Origin of the sequence: Massilia sp. Root133 (assembly GCF_001426525.1) — a bacterium.
Classification (GTDB): Bacteria; Pseudomonadota; Gammaproteobacteria; order Burkholderiales; family Burkholderiaceae_D; genus Telluria; species Telluria orientalis.
In genome coordinates this window covers 78,716-99,300 of record NZ_LMEW01000004.1, presented here as the reverse complement: position 1 = coordinate 99,300, position 20,585 = coordinate 78,716, and the positions used below count along the sequence as shown (strand labels likewise).

At 68.3% G+C, this 20,585-nt stretch carries 19 protein-coding genes; 14 read left to right on the top strand and 5 right to left on the bottom strand.

Going from position 1 to position 20,585, the window contains the following annotated elements; genetic code table 11:
- Window positions 1–88 precede the first annotated feature (88 nt).
- Window positions 89–2,614: a beta-galactosidase GalB gene (gene galB / locus ASD28_RS05185; RefSeq protein WP_056125006.1), complete on the top strand. Its 2,526-nt coding sequence runs from the start codon at window positions 89–91 to the stop codon at window positions 2,612–2,614.
- 186 nt (window positions 2,615–2,800) lie between these two features.
- On the opposite strand, the gene ASD28_RS05180 is transcribed toward galB, so the two are convergent.
- From ASD28_RS05180 to ASD28_RS05170, 3 genes are read right to left on the bottom strand one after another with little or no spacing between them, the layout of a single operon-like run.
- Window positions 2,801–3,277, bottom strand: a complete 477-nt coding sequence (locus tag ASD28_RS05180) for a T6SS effector amidase Tae4 family protein (RefSeq protein WP_162252918.1) — start codon at window positions 3,275–3,277, stop codon at window positions 2,801–2,803.
- 20 nt (window positions 3,278–3,297) lie between these two features.
- Window positions 3,298–3,729: a Rap1a/Tai family immunity protein gene (locus ASD28_RS32255; protein ID WP_056124999.1), complete on the bottom strand. Its 432-nt coding sequence runs from the start codon at window positions 3,727–3,729 to the stop codon at window positions 3,298–3,300.
- A gap of 1 nt (window position 3,730) precedes the next feature.
- A complete protein-coding gene (locus ASD28_RS05170; protein WP_056124996.1) occupies window positions 3,731–4,222 on the bottom strand; it encodes a type VI secretion system tube protein Hcp in 492 nt (163 codons plus the stop codon).
- Window positions 4,223–4,445: 223 nt separating this feature from the next.
- On the opposite strand from ASD28_RS05170, the gene ASD28_RS05165 reads away from it, so the two are divergent.
- Complete coding sequence (locus ASD28_RS05165; protein WP_056124993.1) at window positions 4,446–5,717, top strand: ATP-binding protein; 1,272 nt, start codon at window positions 4,446–4,448, stop codon at window positions 5,715–5,717.
- Between the two features lie 3 nt (window positions 5,718–5,720).
- On the opposite strand, the gene ASD28_RS05160 is transcribed toward ASD28_RS05165, so the two are convergent.
- Complete coding sequence (locus tag ASD28_RS05160) at window positions 5,721–6,206, bottom strand: MgtC/SapB family protein (RefSeq protein ID WP_056124990.1); 486 nt, start codon at window positions 6,204–6,206, stop codon at window positions 5,721–5,723.
- Window positions 6,207–6,361: 155 nt separating this feature from the next.
- Between ASD28_RS05160 and ASD28_RS05155 the strand changes: the two genes are divergently transcribed.
- The 6 genes from ASD28_RS05155 to ASD28_RS05130 are packed head-to-tail and all read left to right on the top strand — an operon-like array spanning window position 6,362 to window position 13,437.
- Complete coding sequence (locus ASD28_RS05155) at window positions 6,362–6,775, top strand: type IV pilin protein (protein ID WP_056124987.1); 414 nt, start codon at window positions 6,362–6,364, stop codon at window positions 6,773–6,775.
- Window positions 6,769–7,224 carry a GspH/FimT family pseudopilin gene (locus tag ASD28_RS05150; protein ID WP_082579100.1) on the top strand — a complete coding sequence of 152 codons (456 nt, stop codon included), beginning with the start codon at window positions 6,769–6,771 and terminating at the stop codon, window positions 7,222–7,224. The genes ASD28_RS05155 and ASD28_RS05150 overlap by 7 nt, the downstream gene beginning before the upstream one ends.
- Complete coding sequence (locus ASD28_RS05145) at window positions 7,225–7,803, top strand: hypothetical protein (RefSeq protein WP_056124981.1); 579 nt, start codon at window positions 7,225–7,227, stop codon at window positions 7,801–7,803.
- Between the two features lie 8 nt (window positions 7,804–7,811).
- The gene (locus ASD28_RS05140) at window positions 7,812–8,864 is read left to right on the top strand and encodes a PilW family protein (RefSeq protein WP_056124976.1); all 1,053 of its coding nucleotides are present in this window, start codon (window positions 7,812–7,814) and stop codon (window positions 8,862–8,864) included.
- Complete coding sequence (locus tag ASD28_RS05135; protein ID WP_056124973.1) at window positions 8,861–9,430, top strand: PilX N-terminal domain-containing pilus assembly protein; 570 nt, start codon at window positions 8,861–8,863, stop codon at window positions 9,428–9,430. The genes ASD28_RS05140 and ASD28_RS05135 overlap by 4 nt, the downstream gene beginning before the upstream one ends.
- Window positions 9,431–9,438: 8 nt before the next feature.
- Window positions 9,439–13,437, top strand: a complete 3,999-nt coding sequence (locus ASD28_RS05130; protein ID WP_056124970.1) for a pilus assembly protein — start codon at window positions 9,439–9,441, stop codon at window positions 13,435–13,437.
- A 57-nt stretch (window positions 13,438–13,494) separates the two neighbouring features.
- Here ASD28_RS05130 and ASD28_RS05125 read toward each other — a convergent pair whose 3' ends face one another.
- The gene (locus tag ASD28_RS05125; RefSeq protein WP_056125203.1) at window positions 13,495–13,851 is read right to left on the bottom strand and encodes a hypothetical protein; all 357 of its coding nucleotides are present in this window, start codon (window positions 13,849–13,851) and stop codon (window positions 13,495–13,497) included.
- Between the two features lie 51 nt (window positions 13,852–13,902).
- Between ASD28_RS05125 and ASD28_RS05120 the strand changes: the two genes are divergently transcribed.
- The 6 genes from ASD28_RS05120 (at window position 13,903) to hpnD (ending at window position 20,573) form a co-directional block, all read left to right on the top strand.
- Window positions 13,903–14,508 (top strand): hypothetical protein, encoded by a 606-nt coding sequence (locus ASD28_RS05120; RefSeq protein ID WP_229412154.1) that lies wholly within the window; start codon window positions 13,903–13,905, stop codon window positions 14,506–14,508.
- Window positions 14,509–14,649: 141 nt separating this feature from the next.
- The gene (locus tag ASD28_RS05115; RefSeq protein WP_056124966.1) at window positions 14,650–15,699 is read left to right on the top strand and encodes an NAD(P)-dependent alcohol dehydrogenase; all 1,050 of its coding nucleotides are present in this window, start codon (window positions 14,650–14,652) and stop codon (window positions 15,697–15,699) included.
- Window positions 15,699–16,889 carry an MFS transporter gene (locus ASD28_RS05110; protein ID WP_056124962.1) on the top strand — a complete coding sequence of 397 codons (1,191 nt, stop codon included), beginning with the start codon at window positions 15,699–15,701 and terminating at the stop codon, window positions 16,887–16,889. The genes ASD28_RS05115 and ASD28_RS05110 overlap by 1 nt, the downstream gene beginning before the upstream one ends.
- Window positions 16,890–16,904: 15 nt before the next feature.
- On the top strand, window positions 16,905–17,795 hold the full coding sequence (locus ASD28_RS05105) for a LysR family transcriptional regulator (RefSeq protein WP_056124958.1): 891 nt from the start codon (window positions 16,905–16,907) through the stop codon (window positions 17,793–17,795).
- 137 nt (window positions 17,796–17,932) lie between these two features.
- The gene (gene dxs, locus ASD28_RS05100) at window positions 17,933–19,711 is read left to right on the top strand and encodes a 1-deoxy-D-xylulose-5-phosphate synthase (RefSeq protein ID WP_056124955.1); all 1,779 of its coding nucleotides are present in this window, start codon (window positions 17,933–17,935) and stop codon (window positions 19,709–19,711) included.
- 13 nt (window positions 19,712–19,724) lie between these two features.
- Entirely contained in the window at window positions 19,725–20,573 is an 849-nt protein-coding gene (gene hpnD, locus ASD28_RS05095; RefSeq protein ID WP_056124951.1) for a presqualene diphosphate synthase HpnD, read from the top strand.
- Window positions 20,574–20,585: the final 12 nt, after the last annotated feature.

Genomic DNA, 20,585 nt, shown 5'->3' with positions numbered 1-20,585 from the left:
TACCGGCCCGGCCCATTTCATATAGCTGGGCGCGGGGAGGCTGGCTCATACTTGGGGTTTCACTTCTCATAACCATAACGACGAGACTATGACGCTTCTTCCCCGTTCCCTCACCATCGTTGCCCTCGGCGTCGCCATGCTGTGCGGCGGCGCCCATGCGGCCGACGTCCGCGAACGCCAGTCGTTCGACGCCGGCTGGCGCTTCACGAAAGGCGATCCGGCCGGCAGCGCGGCAGCGGACGCCGCCTCCCAGCCGGCCTTCGACGACGCCGCGTGGCGCAAGCTCGACCTGCCGCACGACTGGGGCATCGAAGGGCCGTTCAAGCAGGAATACCCGGGCGAGACGGGCAAGCTGCCGTGGTGGGGCGTCGGCTGGTACCGCAAGCACTTCACCTTGCCGGCCGGCGACGCGGGCCGCCGCGTTTACCTGGACATCGACGGCGCCATGTCGCACGCGAAGGTCTGGGTGAACGGTCAATACGTGGGCGGGTGGCCGTACGGCTATGCGTCGTGGCGCGTGGACCTGACGCCGTACGCGAAGCCGGGCAGCGACAACGTCGTGGCGATCCGGCTCGACAATCCCGAGAAGTCGTCGCGCTGGTATCCGGGCGGCGGCATCTACCGCCACGTCTGGCTCGTCAAGACGACGCCCGTGCACGTGGCCCAGTACGGGACGTTCGTGACGACGCCGCAGGTGTCGAAGGCGCAGGCCACCGTCTCCGTGCAGGCGACGGTGGAAAGCAACGGCCGCGCGGCGCAGGTACAGGTCGCGACCGAGATCTACGCGCTCGACGCGGCCGGCAAGCGCGGCGCCGCGCCGGTCGCGCGCCAGGCGGCCACGAAGGTCACCAAGGTGGAGGCGGATCGCCAGGCCCAGCTCACGCAGACGCTGACGGTGCCGCAGCCGAAGCTGTGGAGCATCGCGAGCCCGCAGCGCTACGTGGCCGTCACCACCGTCACGGAAAACGGCCAGGTGACGGACGTCGTCGAGACCCCGTTCGGCATCCGCAGCGCCGTGTTCGACGCGAACAAGGGCTTCCTGCTGAACGGCCAGCGCGTGCCGCTGAACGGCGTGTGCATGCACCACGACCTGGGCGCGCTGGGCAGCGCGATCAACGAGCGCGCCCTCGAGCGCCAGCTCGAGCTGCTGCGCGAGATGGGCACGAACGCGATCCGCACGAGCCACAACCCGCCGGCGCCGGAGCTGCTGGACCTCGCCGACCGCATGGGCTTCGTCGTGCTGGACGAGGCGTTCGACATGTGGCACGAGAAGAAGACGCCGAACGACTACCACACGTCGTTCGACGAATGGCACGAGAAGGACCTGCGCGCGCAGATCCGGCGCGACCGCAACCACCCGAGCGTGATCGCCTGGAGCACCGGCAACGAGATCCCGGAGCAGGGCAAGCCGGAAGGCTGGAAGCTGGCCGCGCACCTGGCCGAGATCGCGCGCGGCGAGGACCGCACGCGCCCGATCACGTCCGCATACAACCACACGGATTCCGGCTACAACGGCTTCCAGAACGTGGTCGACATCTTCGGCTACAACTACAAGCCGGGCGAGTACGGCAAGATGCATGCGTCCGCGCCCTACCTGCCGATCTACGGCAGCGAGACCGCGTCGACGATCAGCTCGCGCGGCGAATACTTCTTCCCGGTCAGCGACGACAAATCGAAAGGCGCCGCCAACTTCCAGGTCAGCAGCTACGACCTGACGGCGCCGCCGTGGGCGACGTCGCCCGACGTCGAATTCAAGGGGCAGGACGACAATCCGTTCGTGGCGGGCGAATTCGTGTGGACCGGCTTCGACTACCTGGGCGAGCCGACGCCGTACAACGACGACACGACGAACCTGCTGAACTTCACCGATCCCGCCCAGCAGGCGCGCGCCGCGCAGGAACTGGCGACGCTGAAGAAGATCGCGATGCCGTCGCGCAGCTCGTACTTCGGCATCATCGACCTGGCCGGCTTCAAGAAGGACCGCTTCTACTTGTACCAGGCCCGCTGGCGTCCGGAACTGCCGATGGCGCACCTGCTGCCGCACTGGAACTGGCCGGAGCGCGTGGGCCAGGTGACGCCGGTGCATTTGTACACGTCCGGCGACGAGGCGGAGCTGTTCCTGAACGGCAAATCGCTGGGACGCAAGAAGCGCGGCCCGCGCGACTACCGCCTGCGCTGGGACGACGTCGTCTACCAGCCCGGCACCTTGAAAGCGGTCGTGTACAAGAAGGGCAAGCGCTGGGCCGAGGACACCGTCGCGACGACGGGCGCGCCCGCGAAGCTGCTCGTGTCGGCCGACCGTGCCAGGCTGCGCGCGGACGGGAAGGACTTGTCGTTCGTGACGGTCACGATCGCGGACAAGGATGGCCGTCAGGTACCGCGCTCGCATGACCGCATCACCTTCAAGCTGTCCGGGCCGGGCGAGATCGTCGCGACGGACAATGGCGACGCGACCGACCTGGAAGCGTTCCAGTCGCCGCAGCGCAAGGCCTTCAACGGCCTGGCGCTGGCCATCGTGAAGACGAAGGCGGGCGAAGCGGGCAAGCTGACCCTGACGGCCAGCGCCGACGGGCTCGAAGGGGCGCAGGTGACACTGGACACCCAGGCGCAGTAAGCGCGCGGCGTCCAGGCTCCGGTTTGGCTGGAATCCTGCGCAAGGAGACCAGCCATGCCGGATGATTTCGACGCCTTTCTGCGCCAGCGGATCACAGCCTCCGACGCCTTCGTCGGCGGCAACTACGGTCCGCTCGGCGCAATTTCGACCGGCATTCGGACCGGCTGCCCGAGGACAAGCAACGAATCAGGGGCATTCCCAGAACCAGCACTCCACGGCCTGCCAGTAGACATGGCCGCCTTCACACGCGAGGCGGTGATGGTCGTCGTGGCAGATCAGGTCGATGTGCCCTTGCGGGTCGTACGGACCCCACAGGCCAACGAAGCGAATCACGCCGCGTCGGGTGCCGACTGAATCGTGCAGTCGCGCCGCTCCGAATTTTTCCGGTTCGCCCCAAATCGTGCACAGGTGATTTGCCAGTGTCTCCTGCTTGATTTCGATGAACTGGCCGCGGTATTTCCCAGCATCGATCTTCAGATACCCGGCCGGCAGGTGGATACCTGCACCATGGAGCGCGAGGCTCATGCGGATGGCGCAGGTGTTGCGCCACGCCGAGTCGAGTATCTTTTCCGTGTGCCCGATCCATCGCCATAGCTCTTCGGACGGCACGTTGTACGGATCGGGGAAGTGCATGCGCAGGAGCGCATAAGGTGGTGTGGGCACGCGCAAAGTATCCTCCCGGGTCAGGGGCAGCAGTGATCTGGCGGGCAAGGCCAGCGAATCTGCCACATGCGGACGAGATGATCGGATGCACGCTCCTTCCGCTGCGCGGCCGTCAGCTTGCGCAGGTAGGCCACCGCATCCGCACGCATGGCCTCGGGCGACTGCTTGTGCAGCTTCACATGAGTGCGGCCCGTGTAACACCATAAGCCGCTCTCCGTGGCGTCATACACGCCCTTGACGTACTCGACGGCGCTCGCATCGCCCTGCTCCAGTTGCCGCAGCAACTGCGCACTCGTGAGCCATGGCGCCGGCGCGGGAATGGTCTTGGCCGGCGTCCCCGGCATGATGAAGGGATGCTCGTCATCCGGGATCTGCGATGCCGGCACGGAAGCCGCCGCCAGCATCAGGGCGACGATGGCGACGGCGCGGTCAGCGCTCGACGGGGCCGCCATGTCACGCAACCCGATTGGTGGCAAGGTCCCAACCGCCAGCGGTATTGCCGCCGGCGCCGCCCATGATCCTCTGTTGGGTGTACCTCCACTTTACCTTGGAGAACTTCAGGCCGATGTGGTCCACCATCCCGATGCCGGCGGACACCGACTGCGCCACTTCGCCCACCACGACGTTATCCAGCTCGACCTCATAGTACTTGACGCGGGTGCCTTGGCCGTCCGCCCGGAAGAACTCGAACCTTGCCTTCGGGATCGTCTTGCCCATCGCGCAGTGTTGGGCCAGGATCGGCGAGGCGAGGTCGCACAGCTTCATGAAGGTCACGTCCGACAGCTCGGCGCGTTCGGCGGTGTGCCCGCCGGCCGTCGACGACGTCGCACTCTTGGGCTGATTCAGCTTCCAGTTGACCGAAAGGCATTCGAGCCAGCCCTGATGCTCGCTGTCAGCCGATTCGCCCTTGATTCCGTCGATCTGTAGATAAACGTCGATTGCCATTTGCGCCTCCATGATATTGATGCGACATCTTCGCCGGGTTGGGCCTCTGCGAACTGATTGCTGATCAATTGTTCGAGCTGCCTGAGGAATGTTTGCAATGGGGGAAGTGTTGTAATCAGGCGATAGCGACCGAAACTCTTGCATGCAAGAGTTTCAAGAAAGCCCCCACGCTCGGCGTTTCCTCCGGATAATGGAAATTCCGTAGATACGCCGAGCCAACGCCATGGAATTTGAAGTTTTCGAATCGCTATCGTCGAGCCCCGCGCCGGCCGAAGCCGCGTCGCCTCTGGTCCGGCTGCAATACCTGATCGACAACACGCCGGCGATCATCTACACCACCGTGCCCAGCGGCGACTTCAAGATGACGTTCGTGAGCAACAATGCCTACAACGTCCTCGGCTACCGGCCGGAAGAGATGCTGGCCGATCCGAACTTCTGGTTCGACCATCTCCACCCGGACGACGCCCCGACCATCTTTTCCAGCCTGGCCCAGCTGTTCGTGGAAGGCGAGCGCACCTACGAATACCGGTTCCGCACCGCGAGCGGCGAGTTCGTGTGGATGCACGACCGCCTGCGCCTGATCCGCGACGAGCACGGCACGCCGGTGGAGGTCATCGGCTCGCTGACGGACATCACCTCGCGCAAGAACATGGAGCAGAAACAGCAGCAGCTGATCGCGCGCCTGAGCGAGGCGCACGAGCAGCTGCTGCAGTCGGAAAAGATGGCGTCGATCGGCCAGCTGGCGGCCGGCGTCGCGCACGAGATCAACAACCCGATCGGCTTCGTCAACTCCAATATGGGGACGTTGGGGCACTACGTGGACACGCTGCTGAACGTGGTGGACGCGTACGGCGAGGCGGTGCAGAAGGCGGCGCCCGGCTCGGCGCTGACGGCGCAGATCGAGGCAATCAACCGCGAGGCCGACCTCGGCTACCTGAAGGACGACATCGCCGACCTCGTGAGCGAGTCGATGGACGGCCTGAAGCGCGTGAAGGACATCGTCCAGGCGCTGAAGGATTTTTCCCACGTCGGCCAGAACGACTGGCAGTACGCGGACGTGCACGCGGGCCTCGACACCACGCTCAACATCGTCGCCAACGAGATCAAGTACAAGGCGACGGTCGAGAAGCACTACGGCAAGCTCCCGGAAATCAAGTGCCTGGCCTCGCAGCTGAACCAGGTGTTCATGAACCTGCTCGTGAATGCCGCCCAGGCCATCAAGAGCAAGGGCGTGATCACGATCGCCACCGGGGCGAGCGAGGGCTGGGTGTGGGTGAAGATCAGCGACAACGGCTGCGGCATCCCGCAGGACAACCTGAAACGCATCTTCGAACCGTTCTTCACCACCAAGCCGGTGGGCAGCGGGACGGGCCTCGGCCTGTCGCTGTCGTACAGCATCGTCAACAAGCACGGCGGGCGTATCGACGTGGCCTCGAAGCCGGACGTCGGCACCGTCTTCACGATCAAGCTGCCGGTGGTGCCGCCGGCGTCCTGACGCTCATTCCTCGTGCAGGGTGATCGCCTGCTTCTCCTTCTCCGGCTTGTCCAGCCAGCGCCGGTGCAACGCCCGCTCGATGGGCTTGCCGCACACGAACAGGAGGAACACGAGGACGAGGGCGATCGCGGCGATCTGCCAGGAGCCCATGCCGCACAGGATGCCGAGGATGGCCGTGATCCAGATCGACGCGGCCGTCGTCAGGCCGCGCACGCGGTCGCTGCCGTTGTCGCGGATGATCACGCCCGAGCCGAGGAAGCCGATGCCCGTCACCAGTCCCTGGATCACGCGGCTGACGGCTGACGCATCGGCCTGGCCGTCGCCCGTGAGGAAATTGGCGCCCGCCAGGGTCAGCACGCAGGCGCCCAGGGACACGAGTCCCAGGGTGCGGATGCCGGTGGGCTTGCCGTGCAGGTTGCGGTCCAGGCCGATCAGGCCGCCGACGAGGACCGAGACCGTCAGGCGCAACAGGATGTCGAGGTAGTCCATGCGTCGGGTTGTTGTCGAGAGGACACTATTGTACCGGCGTTGGCCTGTCTCGCACGTCAATCAAGTGTCGTGCATATGCCACGGACTGACACATTCTGATAGAATTTCCACATGGAAATATGTAATGTTGGCCCACGCGCCCCATGAGGTCCATCATGTCTTACCGAATTCCGCACATTACTGCGCGCCGCTCCCGCGGCTTTACCCTGATCGAACTGCTGATCGTGGTGGCCATCGTCGGCATCCTCGCGTCCATCGCGCTGCCCGCCTACGGCAAATATCTCGTGCGCGGCAACCGCGCGGCGGCGCAGGCGTATCTGCTCACGCTGGCGCAGGCGCAGGCGCAGTATTTCGCCGACGCCCACGAGTACGCGGGCACGCCGACCGCACTCAACCTGCCCGTGCCGGCCGAGGTTGCGAGTTACTATGACGTCAGCATCGACGCCGCCGCCGGCCCGCCGCCATCCTTCACGATCACGGCCAGGCCGGTGATCGGGTCGCGCCAGGCCGGCGACGGCAATCTCACCATCGACAACAGCGGCGCCCGGACGCCGTCCAACGTATGGTAATGCGTGCGCGCGGCTTCACGCTGATCGAACTGATGACGGTCGTGGCCATCACCGCGATCCTGTCGGCCATGGCCGCGCCGGCGTTCAAGAGCCTCGTCGCGGGCCAGCGCGCGCGCACCGCCAGCACCGACCTGTACGCGGCCCTCGTGCTCGCGCGCAGCGAAGCGATCAAACGCGCTACCCAGGTGACCCTGGAACCCGCCGCCGACACCTGGCAGGCCGGCTGGCGCATCCCGAATCCGTCCGATACGGGCCACCCGGTCGCGAACCACGGCCCGGTGCAGGGCGCGACGATCACCGGCCCGGACGCCGTCGTGTACCTGCCCAACGGCCGCGTCGCGAGCGATACGCCGCCGTCGTTCGACGTCGCCGTCGACGGCGCGGAAACCCACCGCTGCGTGCAGGTGGACCTGAGCGGGCGTCCGCGCCTGCAGGCGTCGGGGTGCTGAATGCGGCGCGCGCGGACACTCCCCAGCGCGGGCCTGAGCCTCGTCGAAGTGCTCGTGACCGTCGTCATCCTCGCGTTCGGCCTGCTGGGTATCGCCGCGCTGCAGGCCAAGGTGCAGGTGGGGTCGATCGAGGCCTACCAGCGCGCCCAGGCCGTCGTGCTGGTGGATGACATGCGCGCCCGCATCCTCGGCAATTCGGCCCATGCGGCCGACTACGTGACGGCGGCGGCGCTCGGCAAGAACGACGACCAGCCCACCGACTGCACCACCCTGGCCATCGGCAGCGCGCGCGACCAGTGCGAATGGAGCCAGGAATTGAAAGGCGCCGCCGAGCAGACCGGCGCGGGCGCGGCGACCGGCGCGATGATCGATGCGCGCGGCTGCGTCGAGCAGCTGCAGGCGCCCGACCCGACGGCCGGCGTGTGCAAGCCGGGCATCTATCGCGTGAGCGTGGCGTGGCAAGGGCTGCATCCGACCAAGGCGTCGGGCCTCGCGTGCGGCGCCAACCAGTACGGACCGGACGCGAACCGCCGCGCGATCGCCGTGCAGCTGGCGATCGGCCTGCCGTCGTGTACCTAGGAGACGTGATGGTTGCCGTACCTCTGCCCAAGCGCCGGTCCGCCGGTTTTTCCCTGCCCGAGCTGCTCGTGTCGGTGACGATGGGCCTGTTGATCGTCGTCGGCATGGTCACGCTGTTCTTCCACAACAGCCGCGCCCAGGCCGAGATCGAGCGCGCCAACCGCCAGATCGAGAGCGGCCGCTTTGCCGTCGACCTGCTCGGGAACGATTTGCGCAATGCCGGTTTCTACGGCGAATTCGACCCGACGCTGCTGCCCGACCCGGCTGCCGTTCCCGACCCGTGCGCCGCCACCTTGGCCGCGTTGAAGGCCATGCTGCCGCTGCACGTGCAGGGGTTCAGCCCCGCCGACACGCTGCCGTCCTGCGTGTCCGACGTGCGCGCGGGCACGGCCCTCGTCGTCGTGCGCCATACCCGGGCCTGCGTCAACGGGGATCCGAACTGCAGTGCCAACGATCCGGCCGGACCGCTGTTCCAGGCGTCGCTGTGCGGCGGCGCGGGCGAGCTGGGTTCGGGCGACCCGGCCAACTGGTATGCGCTGGACACCGATCCGGCCCAGCTGCTGCGTACCCGGCGCGACTGCACGACGGCGGCCGTCGCGCGCCGCTACCAGACGCATATCTATTACGTCGCCAACAACGACGAGCCGGACGACGGCATCCCCACGTTGAAGCGCGCCGAACTGCGCTACGTCGACAACACGTTGAAGTTCGTGAAGGTGCCGCTGGTGGAGGGCGTGGAAGACCTGCAGGTCGAATACGGCATCGACACGCATGGCGACGGGAGCGTCGGCGTCACGACGAGCGCGCCGGCCGGCGCCAACGGCTGCACCGCGCCGGCGTGCGCGGTCTCGAACTGGCGCAACGTGGTCGCCGTGCGCCTGCACGTGCTGGCGCGCAGCCCGAGCACGACGCCCGGCTGGACCGACACGAAGACCTACAATCTCGGCACGGCCGCCGACGGCAGCGCGCGCACGGCGGGGCCGTTCAACGACGGCTACAAGCGCCACGTGTTCCAGACGCTCGTGACCCTGGCCAATCCGGTGGGAAGGAAACAGCCATGAGGATCCCGCGCCGCGAGCAGGGCATCACGCTGGTGACCGCCCTGATCATGCTCCTGCTGCTCACGATGCTGGCGCTGGCCAGCGTCAACCTGGGCAATTCGAACCTGCAGGTGGTCGGCAACATGCAGCGCCGCGACCAGGCCCTGGCCGCGGCGCACGCCGTGCTGGAAGAGACGATCAGTTCGCCGACGTTCACGCAGACGCCGAACAGCGCGCTGTCGAACACGTGCGGCGCGCCGAACCAGCGCTGCGTCGATACGGACGGCGACGGCAAGACCGACATCAAGGTCACCCTCAGCCCGCCGCCCAGCTGCGTGAAGGTCCAGCCGATCAAGAATTCCGACCTCGACCTGAACCAGGACGAAGACATCGGCTGCGCCGTCGGCGCCTCGCAGATGCACGGCGTGGAAGGTGCGTCGGACGGCAATTCCGACTGCGACAACAGCGTCTGGGACGTGAGCGCGGTCGCCACCGACGACGCGACGCAAGCCTCCGTCAAGGTCGTCCAGGGTGTCGCCGTGCGCATCGCCCGCGACGACGTCGCCACCAACTGCCCGCAACCGTGAGCCAGCCCATGATCCGTTCCACACTCGCCCTGGCGCTCTGCGCGAGCCTCGCCGGCCTGCCAGTCGTCGCGGCCGCCGACGACATCGACATCTTCACCGGCGCCTCCGCCGGCAACAACATCAACCCGCGCATCCTGATCGTGCTCGACAACACGTCGAACTGGGCGCGCCAGAGCCAGCAATGGCCGGGCGGACTGCAGCAGGGCCAGTCGGAAGCGCGCGCGATCAGCAACCTGTTGACCACGCTGGACAGCACGGTCAGCCTGGGCCTGATGGAATTCGTCACGGGCGGCAATGCGAACGACGACGGCGGCTTCATCCGCTCCGCCATCCGCCCCCTCGACAACTCGGCCAAGACGAGCTTCACGAGCCAGCTCTCGACCATCTACAACGGCATCAATTCGCCGAACGAGAAGCGCAATTCGCACACGCCGTACGGCGACCTGATGTACGACGTCTATAACTACTTCGCCGGCGCCGACGCGTATTCGCCGGGCGGCGTCATCGCCAGCATCGCGGATGCCGCCGGCTACACGACGCCGTATTCCACGTTCCGCTCGCCGCTGACGGCCGCGAACACGTGCGGCAAGAGCTTCGTGATCTTCATCGGCAACCCGAACGCGAGCGGCCCGGCCAGCGACTCCTCGGCCAACACCGCGCTGCTCAACCAGCTCAACGGCAGCACCGTGAGCCAGTTGGGGCTGCCGAACTTCACGACGCAGAACGCGACGACGACCAGCAACCTGGGCGTCACGAACGCCTGCTACGCGAACCCCGCGGACGCGGCCGGCGAGGCCGACGCGTACGCGGCGCAGTGTTCGACGTTCACGGAAGGCTGCTCGATCGGCGCGGCGACGGCCAACGTGAACCCGATCGCCTGTCCGGCCGGCAGCCGCTCGTACACCGTGACGCAATCCGTCTACCATCCGGCGACGACGAGTCCGGGGCAGCCCGTGCCGGGCACGGTCACGACGGCGACCGGCACGACGACCGGCTATTACGCGACGGCGGCCGACGTCCCCACCGGCGACCACGGCGGCCTGACGTGCCCGGCCACGCAGACGACCACGAACGGCACCAGCACGACCACGACGACCTACAGCTGCGCGTACACGGTGGGTGCGGCCGTCGGCACCGCGACGACGGCGACGGACACCGCCACCGCCGCGCAGGACCCGGACGGGAAGGGCGCCGGCTGCTACACCGGCGTCGGCACGGCGGCCGGCAACTGGAATCCGGCCACGACGACGGACTTCGGCGGCCTGTCCTGCCCAACCAACAGCAGCTGCACGTATTCCGGCGAGCTGTCCAGCAATGCGGGCGGCTGCAAGGGCAACGGCTATCGCCAGGTGACGGTGAAGCAGACCGCCACCGCGAAGCGCCAGTACACGATCACGCAGACGATCTCGCCCACGTCGATCAGCAACACGACGACGCCGCCCTACACGACGACCACGAACCTCGGCATGACGTCCCAGTGCTATGCGACGCCGCCGGCGTCGACGTCGGACTACGCCGCGTCCTGCACGGGCACGAACATCAGCTGCACGTACAACAACACGCCGACCAGCACCACGCTGGCATCCTGCCCGGCCGGCACGAGCGCGTACAACATCGTCGGCACGAACACCGTGCTGACCGACGTCCCGACGGGCACCACGTCGACCGACACGGGGCCGCGCAACGCCGACGAATGGTCGCGGCTCCTGCACGACAAGGGCGTGCCGGTCCCCGGCTCGACGACCGTGCGCTCGCCCGTGACGACGTACACGATCGACGTCTACAACGCCCAGCCGAACGCCACCCACACGGCCCTGCTGATGAGCATGGCCAAGGCCGGCGGCGGCAAGTATTTCGCCGCCAAAAACGAGCAGGCGATCCTCGACGCGCTGCGCCAGATCATCATCGAGATCCAGGCCGTGAACACGACGTTCGCCTCGACCAGCCTCCCGGTCAACGCGACGAACCGCTCGCAGAACGAGAACCAGGTCTTCATCGGCATGTTCCGCCCCGATCCGGACGCGAAGCCGCGCTGGTTCGGCAACCTCAAACGCTACCAGCTGATCGCCAGCGGCGCCAACATCGAGCTGGGCGACGTCAACGGCAAGATCGCCGTGAACACGCTGACCGGCTTCGTCACGCCGTGCGCGGCGAGCTACTGGACGTCGGACTCGGGCACGTACTGGAGCGGGCTCGGTATCAATCCCGACCCGGCGGGCGCCTGCGCGCCGGACGGCGTGAGCGTCTATTCCGACCTGCCGGACGGTCCGCAGGTGGAGAAGGGCGGCGCGGCGGAGATCCTCAGGCAGGGTAACGTGGCCGGCACGTGGAGCGGCAACCAGGCCGTCAACCGCAACATGCTGACGCTGTCGGGCACCACGCTGGCCACGTTCAACACGGCCAGCACGGGCCTGGCCGCGAACCTCGTCAATTTCATCCAGGGCGCGGACGTCAACAACGAAAAGGGCGCGGGCGCCACGACGACGACGCGGCCCTCGATCCACGGCGACGTGATCCACTCGCGCCCGCTGCCGGTGAACTATGGCGGCACCACCGGCGTGCGCGTGTTCTACGGCGCCAACGACGGCGCGCTGCATGCGGTGAACGCGAATACGGGCGTCGAGGCCTGGTCGTTCGTCGCGCCCGAGTTCTTCGGCCGCCTGCAGCGCCTGATGGACAATTCTCCGCTCGTCAGCTACCCGAACCTGAGCAGCGCAATCTCGCCGGCGCCGGCGCGCAAGGATTATTTCTTCGACGGGTCGATCGGCCTGTACCAGAATGCCGACAACTCGAAGGTGTGGATCTTCCCCGCGATGCGGCGCGGCGGGCGCATGCTGTACGGCCTGGACGTCACCCATCCCGACCAGCCGGCGTACAAGTGGAAGGCGGGTTGCCCGAACCTGACCGACGACGTCGGCTGCACGGCCGGCATGTCGGGCGTCGGCCAGACGTGGTCGACGCCGAACGTCGCCTTCATCAAGGGGTATTCGACGACGACGCCCGTGCTGGTCGTCGGCGGCGGCTACGATGCCTGCGAGGACGCCGACACGGCGTCGCCGTCCTGCGGCAGCGGCAAGGGCGGCTTCGTGTACGTGCTGGATGCGAACACGGGCGCGGTGATCCGTTCGTTCGCGACCGACCGCGGCGTGGCGGCCGACGTGGCCCTCGTCGACGTCGACAACGACGGCTATCCCGACTACGCCTACGCGGCCGACCTGGGCGGCGGCATCTACCGGGTCGACTTCGTGGGCAGCTATGCGGGCCGCACGCCGCTCGCGTCGGAGTCGTGGAGCGCGCGCAAGGTCGCGTACACGGCGGGCGCCGGCCGCAAGTTCCTGTTCGCGCCGGCGCTGCTGGCCATCCAGGGCAAGGTCTACGTGGCGCTGGGCAGCGGCGACCGCGAGCATCCGCTGCAGTCGCAATACCCGTATGCCGACGTGACCAACCGGTTCTACGTCTACCTGGACGACCTGACGGCGGCCACCGGTACGCCCGCGACGGACATGGACGCGATGACGGACTACACGACCAACACGAATTGCGCCGCCGCGAAGGTGCTGCCGAATTCGGGGACGAAGGGCTGGTTCATGGACCTGAACCAGTACGGGCAGGGCGAGCAGGTGGTGACGTCGGCGCTGATCGCGAGCGGCATGATCACGTTCAGCACGAACCGTCCTATCCCGCCCGACGCGGCCAGCTGCTCGACGTCGCTGGGCGAGGCGCGCGGCTACTGGGTCAACCTGCTGAACGGTTCGGGCGCCATCAACGTGCCGGGCCTGTGCGGCGGCGCGCGCTCGTCGATCTTCGTGGGCGGCGGCCTGCCGCCGTCGCCGGTGAAGGCCAGCAGCGTGCCGATCGGGGGCAAGGCGGTGTCGGTCGTGCTGGGTGCCGTGCAGAAGGGCGGCGCGGCGTCGGCGGGGGCGAGCGTGTCGATCTCGCCGCAGCGGATCCGGCCGGCGATTGCGCAGAAGCGCAAGCGGGTCTATACCTACACTGCCGGGGACTAAAACGTCGTCGTCCCCGCGAAGGCGGGGATCCACCTTGCCAGCACTGCCGCGACGTGGTCAGGCCTTCTCGACCGCCTTGACCATGCACTTCGACAGCTTGTCGAAGTGCGCCAGCGCCGCCTGCGTGAGCGTCACCTGCTTGCGCCTCGTGTCCTCGGTGTCGGTCAGCATGATCCAGCCCTTCTCGCGCATCGACGTCAGGCGGCTGTGGACGGTGGCCGGTGCACCGAGTTCCTTCTTGGCCATCATGTCGCGCACGCACAGGCGTTCGCCATCCTGCATGGCGCGCGCGACGGTGCCGAGGATGCGTTCTTCCAGCGGGTCGAGCGAGGGCAGGGACGGCAACCCGCGCAAGGCTTCCGCGAGTTGCAGAAAGCGCAGATAGATATCAGCGGGACGGGTCGATTTGCTCATGCGCAGATTATAATGCGATAGCCACACGAACTCCATCACCTACAAACCTTCATGCCATTCCGTTTAACTCCTGGTAACCACGCTGGACCGGGCGTATCCGACCGCGCCGGTGTCGCCTGCGCGAGCGTCGTCGGCTCGGTGGTGTTCTACCTGCTGCTGGCGCGGTTGCAGGACTGGGTGTTCCCCAACGTCGAGTTCATGCGCGGGGTCGGCTGGATCTACCTGCCGGCAGGCGCACGGCTGCTGTGCCCGTTGCTGCTGGGCTTGCCCGGCGCCGTCGGCGTCCTGGTGGGGTCGTGGTGCGAATGCTTCTTCCACCTGTATCCGGACGATCCCGTGCGCTCCTTTGCCGGCGGCATCAGCTCGGCGCTCGCGCCCTACCTGGTGTATCAGTTCGCGCTGCGGGTGCTGGGCATGCAGGCGTCGCTGGCCAACCTGACGTCGCGCCGCCTGCTGCTGCTCGTGCCGCTGTTCGGCGTGGCCAGCCCGCTGATGCACCATCTGTGGTTCTGGATGCATGGCGACCAGGTCGACCTGGCGCAGGGCTTCGCCGTCATGGCGGCCGGCGACATGCTGGGCGCGCTCGTGGTCCTGTACGCGCTGAAGGGCATGCTGGGACTGCTGCCGACGCCGGCGCCCCGCCGCAAGGATCTTTAATGACGCTGCGGACATGATTCCGCCGCGGATTCATGAATCCCATTCATAAGGTCAAGCAATCCCGGCCGGTCCCACACGGCAGGTTTGCCGTTACCATCGTCGGCCTGCGATGCAAACGACAACCTTACGAAAGGATCATCCATGACCGTCAAGGCCTATGGCGCCCATGCCGCCGACAAGCCGCTCGAATCCCTGGACATCACCCGCCGCGCGCCGGGTCCGCACGACGTGCAGATCGAGATCGCCTATTGCGGCGTGTGCCACTCCGACCTGCACACGGTGAAGGCCGAGTGGGCCGGCACCCTGTACCCGTGCGTGCCGGGCCACGAGATCGTCGGCCGGGTCTCCGCCGTCGGCGCCCACGTGAAGGGTTACAAGGAAGGTGACCTGGTCGGCGTCGGCTGCATGGTCGACAGCTGCCGGCACTGCGCAGACTGCGAGGACGGCCTCGAAAACTATTGCGACGGCATGGTCGGCACCTACAACGGCCCGACCGCGGACGCCCCCGGCCACACGCTGGGCGGCTACGCCGAGCGCATCGTCGTGCACGAGCGCTACGTGTTGCGCGTGCGCCATCCGGAAGCGCAGCTCGCGGCCGTGGCGCCGCTGCTGTGCGCCGGCATCACGACGTACTCGCCGCTGCGCCACTGGAACGCGGGCCCGGGCAAGACGGTGGGCGTCGTCGGCATCGGCGGCCTTGGCCACATGGGCATCAAGCTGGCCCGCGCGATGGGCGCGCACGTCGTCGCCTTTACGACGTCCGAGTCGAAGCGCGCGGATGCCGAGGCGCTGGGCGCGCACGAGGTGGTCGTGTCGCGCGATGCCGATGCGATGGCCGCGCGGGCGAAAAGCCTGGACCTGATCGTCAACACGGTCGCCGCGCCGCACGACCTGGACGCCTACCTGAACCTGCTGAAACGCGACGGCACGATGGTGCTGGTCGGCGCGCCCGCGACGCCGCACCCGTCGCCGCAGGTGTTCAACCTGATCACGAAGCGCCGCGCGCTGGCCGGCTCGATGATCGGCGGGATCCCGGAAACCCAGCAGATGCTGGACTTCTGCGCGCAGCACGGCATCGTCGCGGACATCGAGTTGATCCGGGCCGACGAGATCAACGCCGCGTACGAACGCATGCTCAAGGGCGACGTGAAGTACCGCTTCGTGATCGACAACGCGACTTTGGCGGCCTGATGCAGCCTCAGGTCTCGCCGCTCCCGAACGGCGCGACGCAGGACGCGTCCGCCGCATGGGGCCCCGTGTTCGCGCTCGCCCTGGCCGCGTTCGCGCTCGTCGCTTCCGAGTTCATGCCCGTCAGCCTGCTGAGCCCCATCGCCTCCGACCTGCGCATCAGCGAAGGCCAGGCCGGGCAGGCGATCGCCGTCTCCGGCGCGTTCGCCCTCGTGACGAGCCTGTGCGTCGCGCGCCTGGCCGGACGCCTCGACCGCAAGGTGCTGCTGCTCGGCCTCACGTTGATGATGATCGTGTCCGGCACCATCGCCGCATTCGCGCCGAACTACGCCGTGTTCATGGCGGGGCGGGCGTGCATCGGCGTGGCGATCGGCGGGTTCTGGTCGATGTCGGCGGCGACCGCGATGCGGCTCGTGCCGGACCGCCTCGTGCCGCGCGCGCTGGCCATCGTCAACGGCGGTAACGCGCTGGCGACCGTCGTCGCGGCGCCCGCCGGCAGCTTCCTCGGCGCGCTGGTCGGCTGGCGCGGCGCATTCTTCGCGATCGTGCCTGTCGCGGCGCTGGCATTCACGTGGAAGTTTGTCAGCCTGCCTGCGCTGCCGGCGACAGCGGACGCACGGTCCGGCAGCGTGTTCGCACTGCTGAAGCGCCCGGCCGTCGCGTACGGCATGGCGGGCGTGAGCCTGTTCTTCATGGGGCAGTTCGCGCTGTTCACGTATCTGCGGCCGTTCCTCGAAACGGTCACGCACGCGAGCGTGACAACGCTGACCGGCATGCTGCTGGCGATCGGCATCGCGGGCTTCCTCGGCACGACGTGCATCGGCGCGGTCCTCGACCACCACCTGTACCGCACGCTGGCCGTCATCCCGCTCGTGATGGCCGTGCTGGCCGGCGCGCTGGTGGCGTTCGGCGGGTCGACGGCCATCGTCGCCGTGCTGCTCGCCGTGTGGGGCTTCGTCGCGACGGCGGCGCCGGTCGGCTGGTGGACGTGGCTCGCGCGCACCTTGCCGGACGATGCGGAGGCGGGCGGGGGCCTGATCGTGGCCGTCGTCCAGCTGGCGATCGGCCTCGGTGCCACGTTGGGCGGCGTGCTGTTCGACGCCTGGGGCTTCCGCGCGACGTTCGGGTTGGCCGCGCTGCTGCTCGTCATCGCCGCGGCGCTGGCCCGCAAGGCCGCGCGCGCACAGGTTTAAGTTTAGAATCGCGGCATGGCACGCGATAACCTCAGCGACATCCTCGTCTTCCTCGCGGTCGCGCGCGAACGCAGTTTTACGCGCGCGGCCGTAAAACTGGGCATGACGCAGTCGGCCCTCAGCCACACGATCCGCGCGCTGGAAGCGAGACTGGGCGTGCGGCTCCTGACGCGCACGACGCGCAGCGTGTCGCCCACCGAGGCCGGAGAACGGCTGCTGCAGAACGTGGCGCCGCGGCTGGAAGAGATCGACGCGGAGATCGCCGCCGTCAGCGAGCTCGGTGACCGGCCCGCCGGCACCGTCCGCATCACAGCCACGGACCACGTCATCGACAACGTGCTGTGGCCGCGCCTGGCCGCCGTGCTGCCGCAGTACCCGGACATCCACCTGGAGATCAGTTCCGAATACCGCATGGTGGACGTGGCGGCCGAACGCTACGACATCGGCGTGCGCTGGGGCGACCAGGTCGAGAAGGACATGATCGCCGTGCGCCTCACGCCCGACACGCAGACGATGATCGTCGGCGCACCCGACTACTTCGCGCACCGTCCCGTGCCCGCATCCATCGACGATCTCATGAAGCACGAATGCATCCGCCTGCGTCTCGCTGGCGGCGGCGTCTACGCGTGGGAGATGGTCGAGCGCGGCGCTGCCATCGACGTGCGCGTGCGCGGCCGCTACACGTTCAACGGTGTCTACCAGATGCTGAACGCGGCGCTGTCCGGCAACGGCCTCGCCTACATGACCGAAGACATGGCGGTACCGCACCTGCAGGCCGGCCGCCTTGTCAGTGTGATGGCGGACTTCTGCCCCAAATTCCCCGGCCTGCACGCTTATTATCCGAGCCGGCGCCATGCGTCGCGCGCCCTGGCCGTCGTGCTCGATGCGATCCGCCATCAAGGCTGATTTCTTCGGAGATTTTTCGTGCGTACCATATCTCCGAAGAGGCCGGCGCACGGTTGAAGCGAATACCTGAACGGATGGCCGGGATGTTCTAGAATGGGTCGCCAGCGGTGCCTGTCGCACGCCGCATGGAGGACCGCATGGACCTGCTCGAGGCAATCAACGATCCCGCCGCCTTGCGCGCGCTGCCCCGCGCACGCCTGGAGATGCTGGCGCGCCAGTTGCGCCGCTTCCTGCTCGACACGGTGGCGCGCACCGGCGGCCATCTCGCGTCGAACCTGGGGACGGTGGAACTGACGATCGCGCTGCACTATGTGTTCGCCACGCCGCAGGACCGCATCGTGTGGGACGTCGGCCACCAGAGCTATGGCCACAAGGTGTTGACGGGCCGGCGCACGCAGATGCACACCCTGCGCCAGGCGGGCGGCCTCTCGGGCTTCCCGCGCCGCTGCGAGAGCGTGCACGACTGCTTCGGCACGGCGCATTCGTCGACCGCATTGTCCGCCGCGCTCGGCATGGCGCTGGCCGCGAAGCTGCAGGGCGACGACCGCCATGCCGTGGCCGTCTGCGGCGACGGCGCGCTGTCCGCCGGGATGGCGTTCGAGGCGTTGAACAACGCCGGCGTCGATCCGTCGCTGCGCCTGCTCGTCGTCGTCAACCACAACGGCATGTCCATTTCGCCCGCCGTGGGCGCGCTGGACCGGCATCTGTCGGATCTCGCCGCCGGCCGCGTGCGCCCCGGCGCATCGCTGTTCGAGGCGCTCGGATTCGCGTACGCCGGCCCGGTGGATGGCCACGACCTCGACGCGCTGATTCCCGCGCTGGAGGCCGCGCGGGGCCGTGCCGGTCCGCAGGTGCTGCACGTCGTCACGCGCAAGGGCAAGGGCTATGCGCGCGCGGAGACCGCACCCACGCTGTACCACGGCACAGGGCGCTTCGACCCCGCGCAGGGCGTGGCGGACAGCGCCCGCGGCCGGCCCGCGTACACGGACGTGTTCGGCGACTGGCTGTGCGACATGGCCGCGCACGACCCGCGCCTCGTCGGCATCACGCCCGCCATGCGCGAAGGGTCCGGCCTCGTGCGCTTCGCCCGGCGCTTCCCCGACCGCTACGTGGACGTCGGCATCGCGGAGCAGCACGCGCTGACGTTCGCGGGCGGCCTCGCCGTCGAAGGCATGAAGCCCGTCGTCGCGATCTATTCCACGTTCCTGCAACGTGCCTACGACCAGTTGATCCACGACGTCGCGCGGCAGAACCTCGACGTGACGTTCGCGCTCGACCGCGCCGGCCTCGTCGGCGCGGACGGCGCCACCCATGCGGGCAACTACGATATCGCCTACCTGCGCTGCGTGCCGAACATGGTCTTGATGGCGGCGTCCGACGAGGCCGAGTGCCGGCGCATGCTGACGACCGCCTACCGCCATCCGGGACCGGCCGCCGTGCGGTATCCGCGCGGACCGGGTCCCGGGATCGTGCCGGCGGCCGAGCTGGACACCATCCCGTTCGGCCGCGGCGAGGTGCGCCGGCGCGGGTCCGGCATCGCGATTCTCGCGTTCGGCCCGATGCTTGCGCCTAGCCTCGACGCGGGCGCGGAACTGGGCGCGACGGTGGTCAACATGCGGTTCGTGAAGCCGCTCGACGCGGACCTCGTGGCGGCGCTGGCGCGCGACCATGCGCAACTCGTGACGGTGGAAGAGGGCGCCGTCATGGGCGGCGCGGGCGCGGCCGTCGCGGAGGCGCTGGCCGCGGCCGGCATCCAGCGGCCGCTGTTGATGCTCGGCCTGCCGGACATGTTCATCGAGCACGGCGACCCCGCCGCGCTGCTGGGCGCCGCCGGGCTCGACGCGGCCGGCATCGCCGCTGCCATCCGCCAGCGTTATCGTGCCGACGCTCCTTTGCTCGTAGCGAACAGTAGTTAGCGAGAGGTGCCCCATGCTTCCCGAAACGGATGCGCTCACCGTGCCTAACCACACGCCGGCCAGTTCGTTCGGCCTGGCCATGCGCCTGCTGCCGGCGCCGCGGCGTGCCGCGATGTTCGGCATCTACGCGTTCTGCCGCGCCGTCGACGACGTCGCCGACTGCCCCGCGCCGCCCCGTGAACGCCGCGCCGCGCTGGAACGGTGGCGGGCCGACGTCGACGCCGCGTACGCCGGCACCTGGGCCCCGCGCCTGCGCGCGCTGGCGCCGCACATCGCCGCGTACGGCCTCGCCCGCGCCGATTTCCATGCGGTGATCGACGGCATGTTGATGGATGCGCAGGACCGCCCCATCTGCGCGCCGCCCGCCGACACGCTCGACCTGTACTGCGACCGCGTGGCCGCCGCCGTGGGGCGCCTGTCCGTGCGCGTGTTCGGCCTCCCGGCGGACGACGGCATCCTGCTCGCCCACCACCTGGGCCGCGCGCTGCAGCTGACGAACATCCTGCGCGACATCGACGAGGACGCGGCCATCGGCCGCGCCTACGTGCCGCGCGAACTGCTGCTCGCTGCCGGCGTCGAAGCCCGCGTGTGCGCGGCCGGCGCGGACGACATCGCCGAGCATCCGGCGCTGCCGCGGGCGTGCGCCGACCTCGCTGCGCAGGCACGCCGGCATTACGCCGCGGCCGACTTCGTGCTGCGCCGCCACCGGGGCAGTGCGGCCCGGGCGCCGCGCCTGATGGGGGCGGTGTATGCCGCACTGCTGGTGCGGCTTGCGGCGCGCGGCTGGGGCAGTCCGCGCGCGCCCGTCCGGCTGGGCCGCCTGGCCAAGGTCGGCATCCTGGTGCGGCACGCGCTCCGGTAGCCACGGGGGATG

Coding starts and splice junctions, on each gene's coding strand:
- galB (WP_056125006.1), top strand. CDS start 89: ATGACGCTTCTTCCCCGTTCCCTCACCATCGTTGCCCTCGGCGTCGCC.
- ASD28_RS32255 (WP_056124999.1), bottom strand. CDS start 3,729: ATGGCGGCCCCGTCGAGCGCTGACCGCGCCGTCGCCATCGTCGCCCTG.
- ASD28_RS05170 (WP_056124996.1), bottom strand. CDS start 4,222: ATGGCAATCGACGTTTATCTACAGATCGACGGAATCAAGGGCGAATCG.
- ASD28_RS05165 (WP_056124993.1), top strand. CDS start 4,446: ATGGAATTTGAAGTTTTCGAATCGCTATCGTCGAGCCCCGCGCCGGCC.
- ASD28_RS05160 (WP_056124990.1), bottom strand. CDS start 6,206: ATGGACTACCTCGACATCCTGTTGCGCCTGACGGTCTCGGTCCTCGTC.
- ASD28_RS05155 (WP_056124987.1), top strand. CDS start 6,362: ATGTCTTACCGAATTCCGCACATTACTGCGCGCCGCTCCCGCGGCTTT.
- ASD28_RS05150 (WP_082579100.1), top strand. CDS start 6,769: ATGGTAATGCGTGCGCGCGGCTTCACGCTGATCGAACTGATGACGGTC.
- ASD28_RS05145 (WP_056124981.1), top strand. CDS start 7,225: ATGCGGCGCGCGCGGACACTCCCCAGCGCGGGCCTGAGCCTCGTCGAA.
- ASD28_RS05140 (WP_056124976.1), top strand. CDS start 7,812: ATGGTTGCCGTACCTCTGCCCAAGCGCCGGTCCGCCGGTTTTTCCCTG.
- ASD28_RS05135 (WP_056124973.1), top strand. CDS start 8,861: ATGAGGATCCCGCGCCGCGAGCAGGGCATCACGCTGGTGACCGCCCTG.
- ASD28_RS05130 (WP_056124970.1), top strand. CDS start 9,439: ATGATCCGTTCCACACTCGCCCTGGCGCTCTGCGCGAGCCTCGCCGGC.
- ASD28_RS05125 (WP_056125203.1), bottom strand. CDS start 13,851: ATGAGCAAATCGACCCGTCCCGCTGATATCTATCTGCGCTTTCTGCAA.
- ASD28_RS05120 (WP_229412154.1), top strand. CDS start 13,903: ATGCCATTCCGTTTAACTCCTGGTAACCACGCTGGACCGGGCGTATCC.
- ASD28_RS05115 (WP_056124966.1), top strand. CDS start 14,650: ATGACCGTCAAGGCCTATGGCGCCCATGCCGCCGACAAGCCGCTCGAA.
- ASD28_RS05110 (WP_056124962.1), top strand. CDS start 15,699: ATGCAGCCTCAGGTCTCGCCGCTCCCGAACGGCGCGACGCAGGACGCG.
- ASD28_RS05105 (WP_056124958.1), top strand. CDS start 16,905: ATGGCACGCGATAACCTCAGCGACATCCTCGTCTTCCTCGCGGTCGCG.
- dxs (WP_056124955.1), top strand. CDS start 17,933: ATGGACCTGCTCGAGGCAATCAACGATCCCGCCGCCTTGCGCGCGCTG.
- hpnD (WP_056124951.1), top strand. CDS start 19,725: ATGCTTCCCGAAACGGATGCGCTCACCGTGCCTAACCACACGCCGGCC.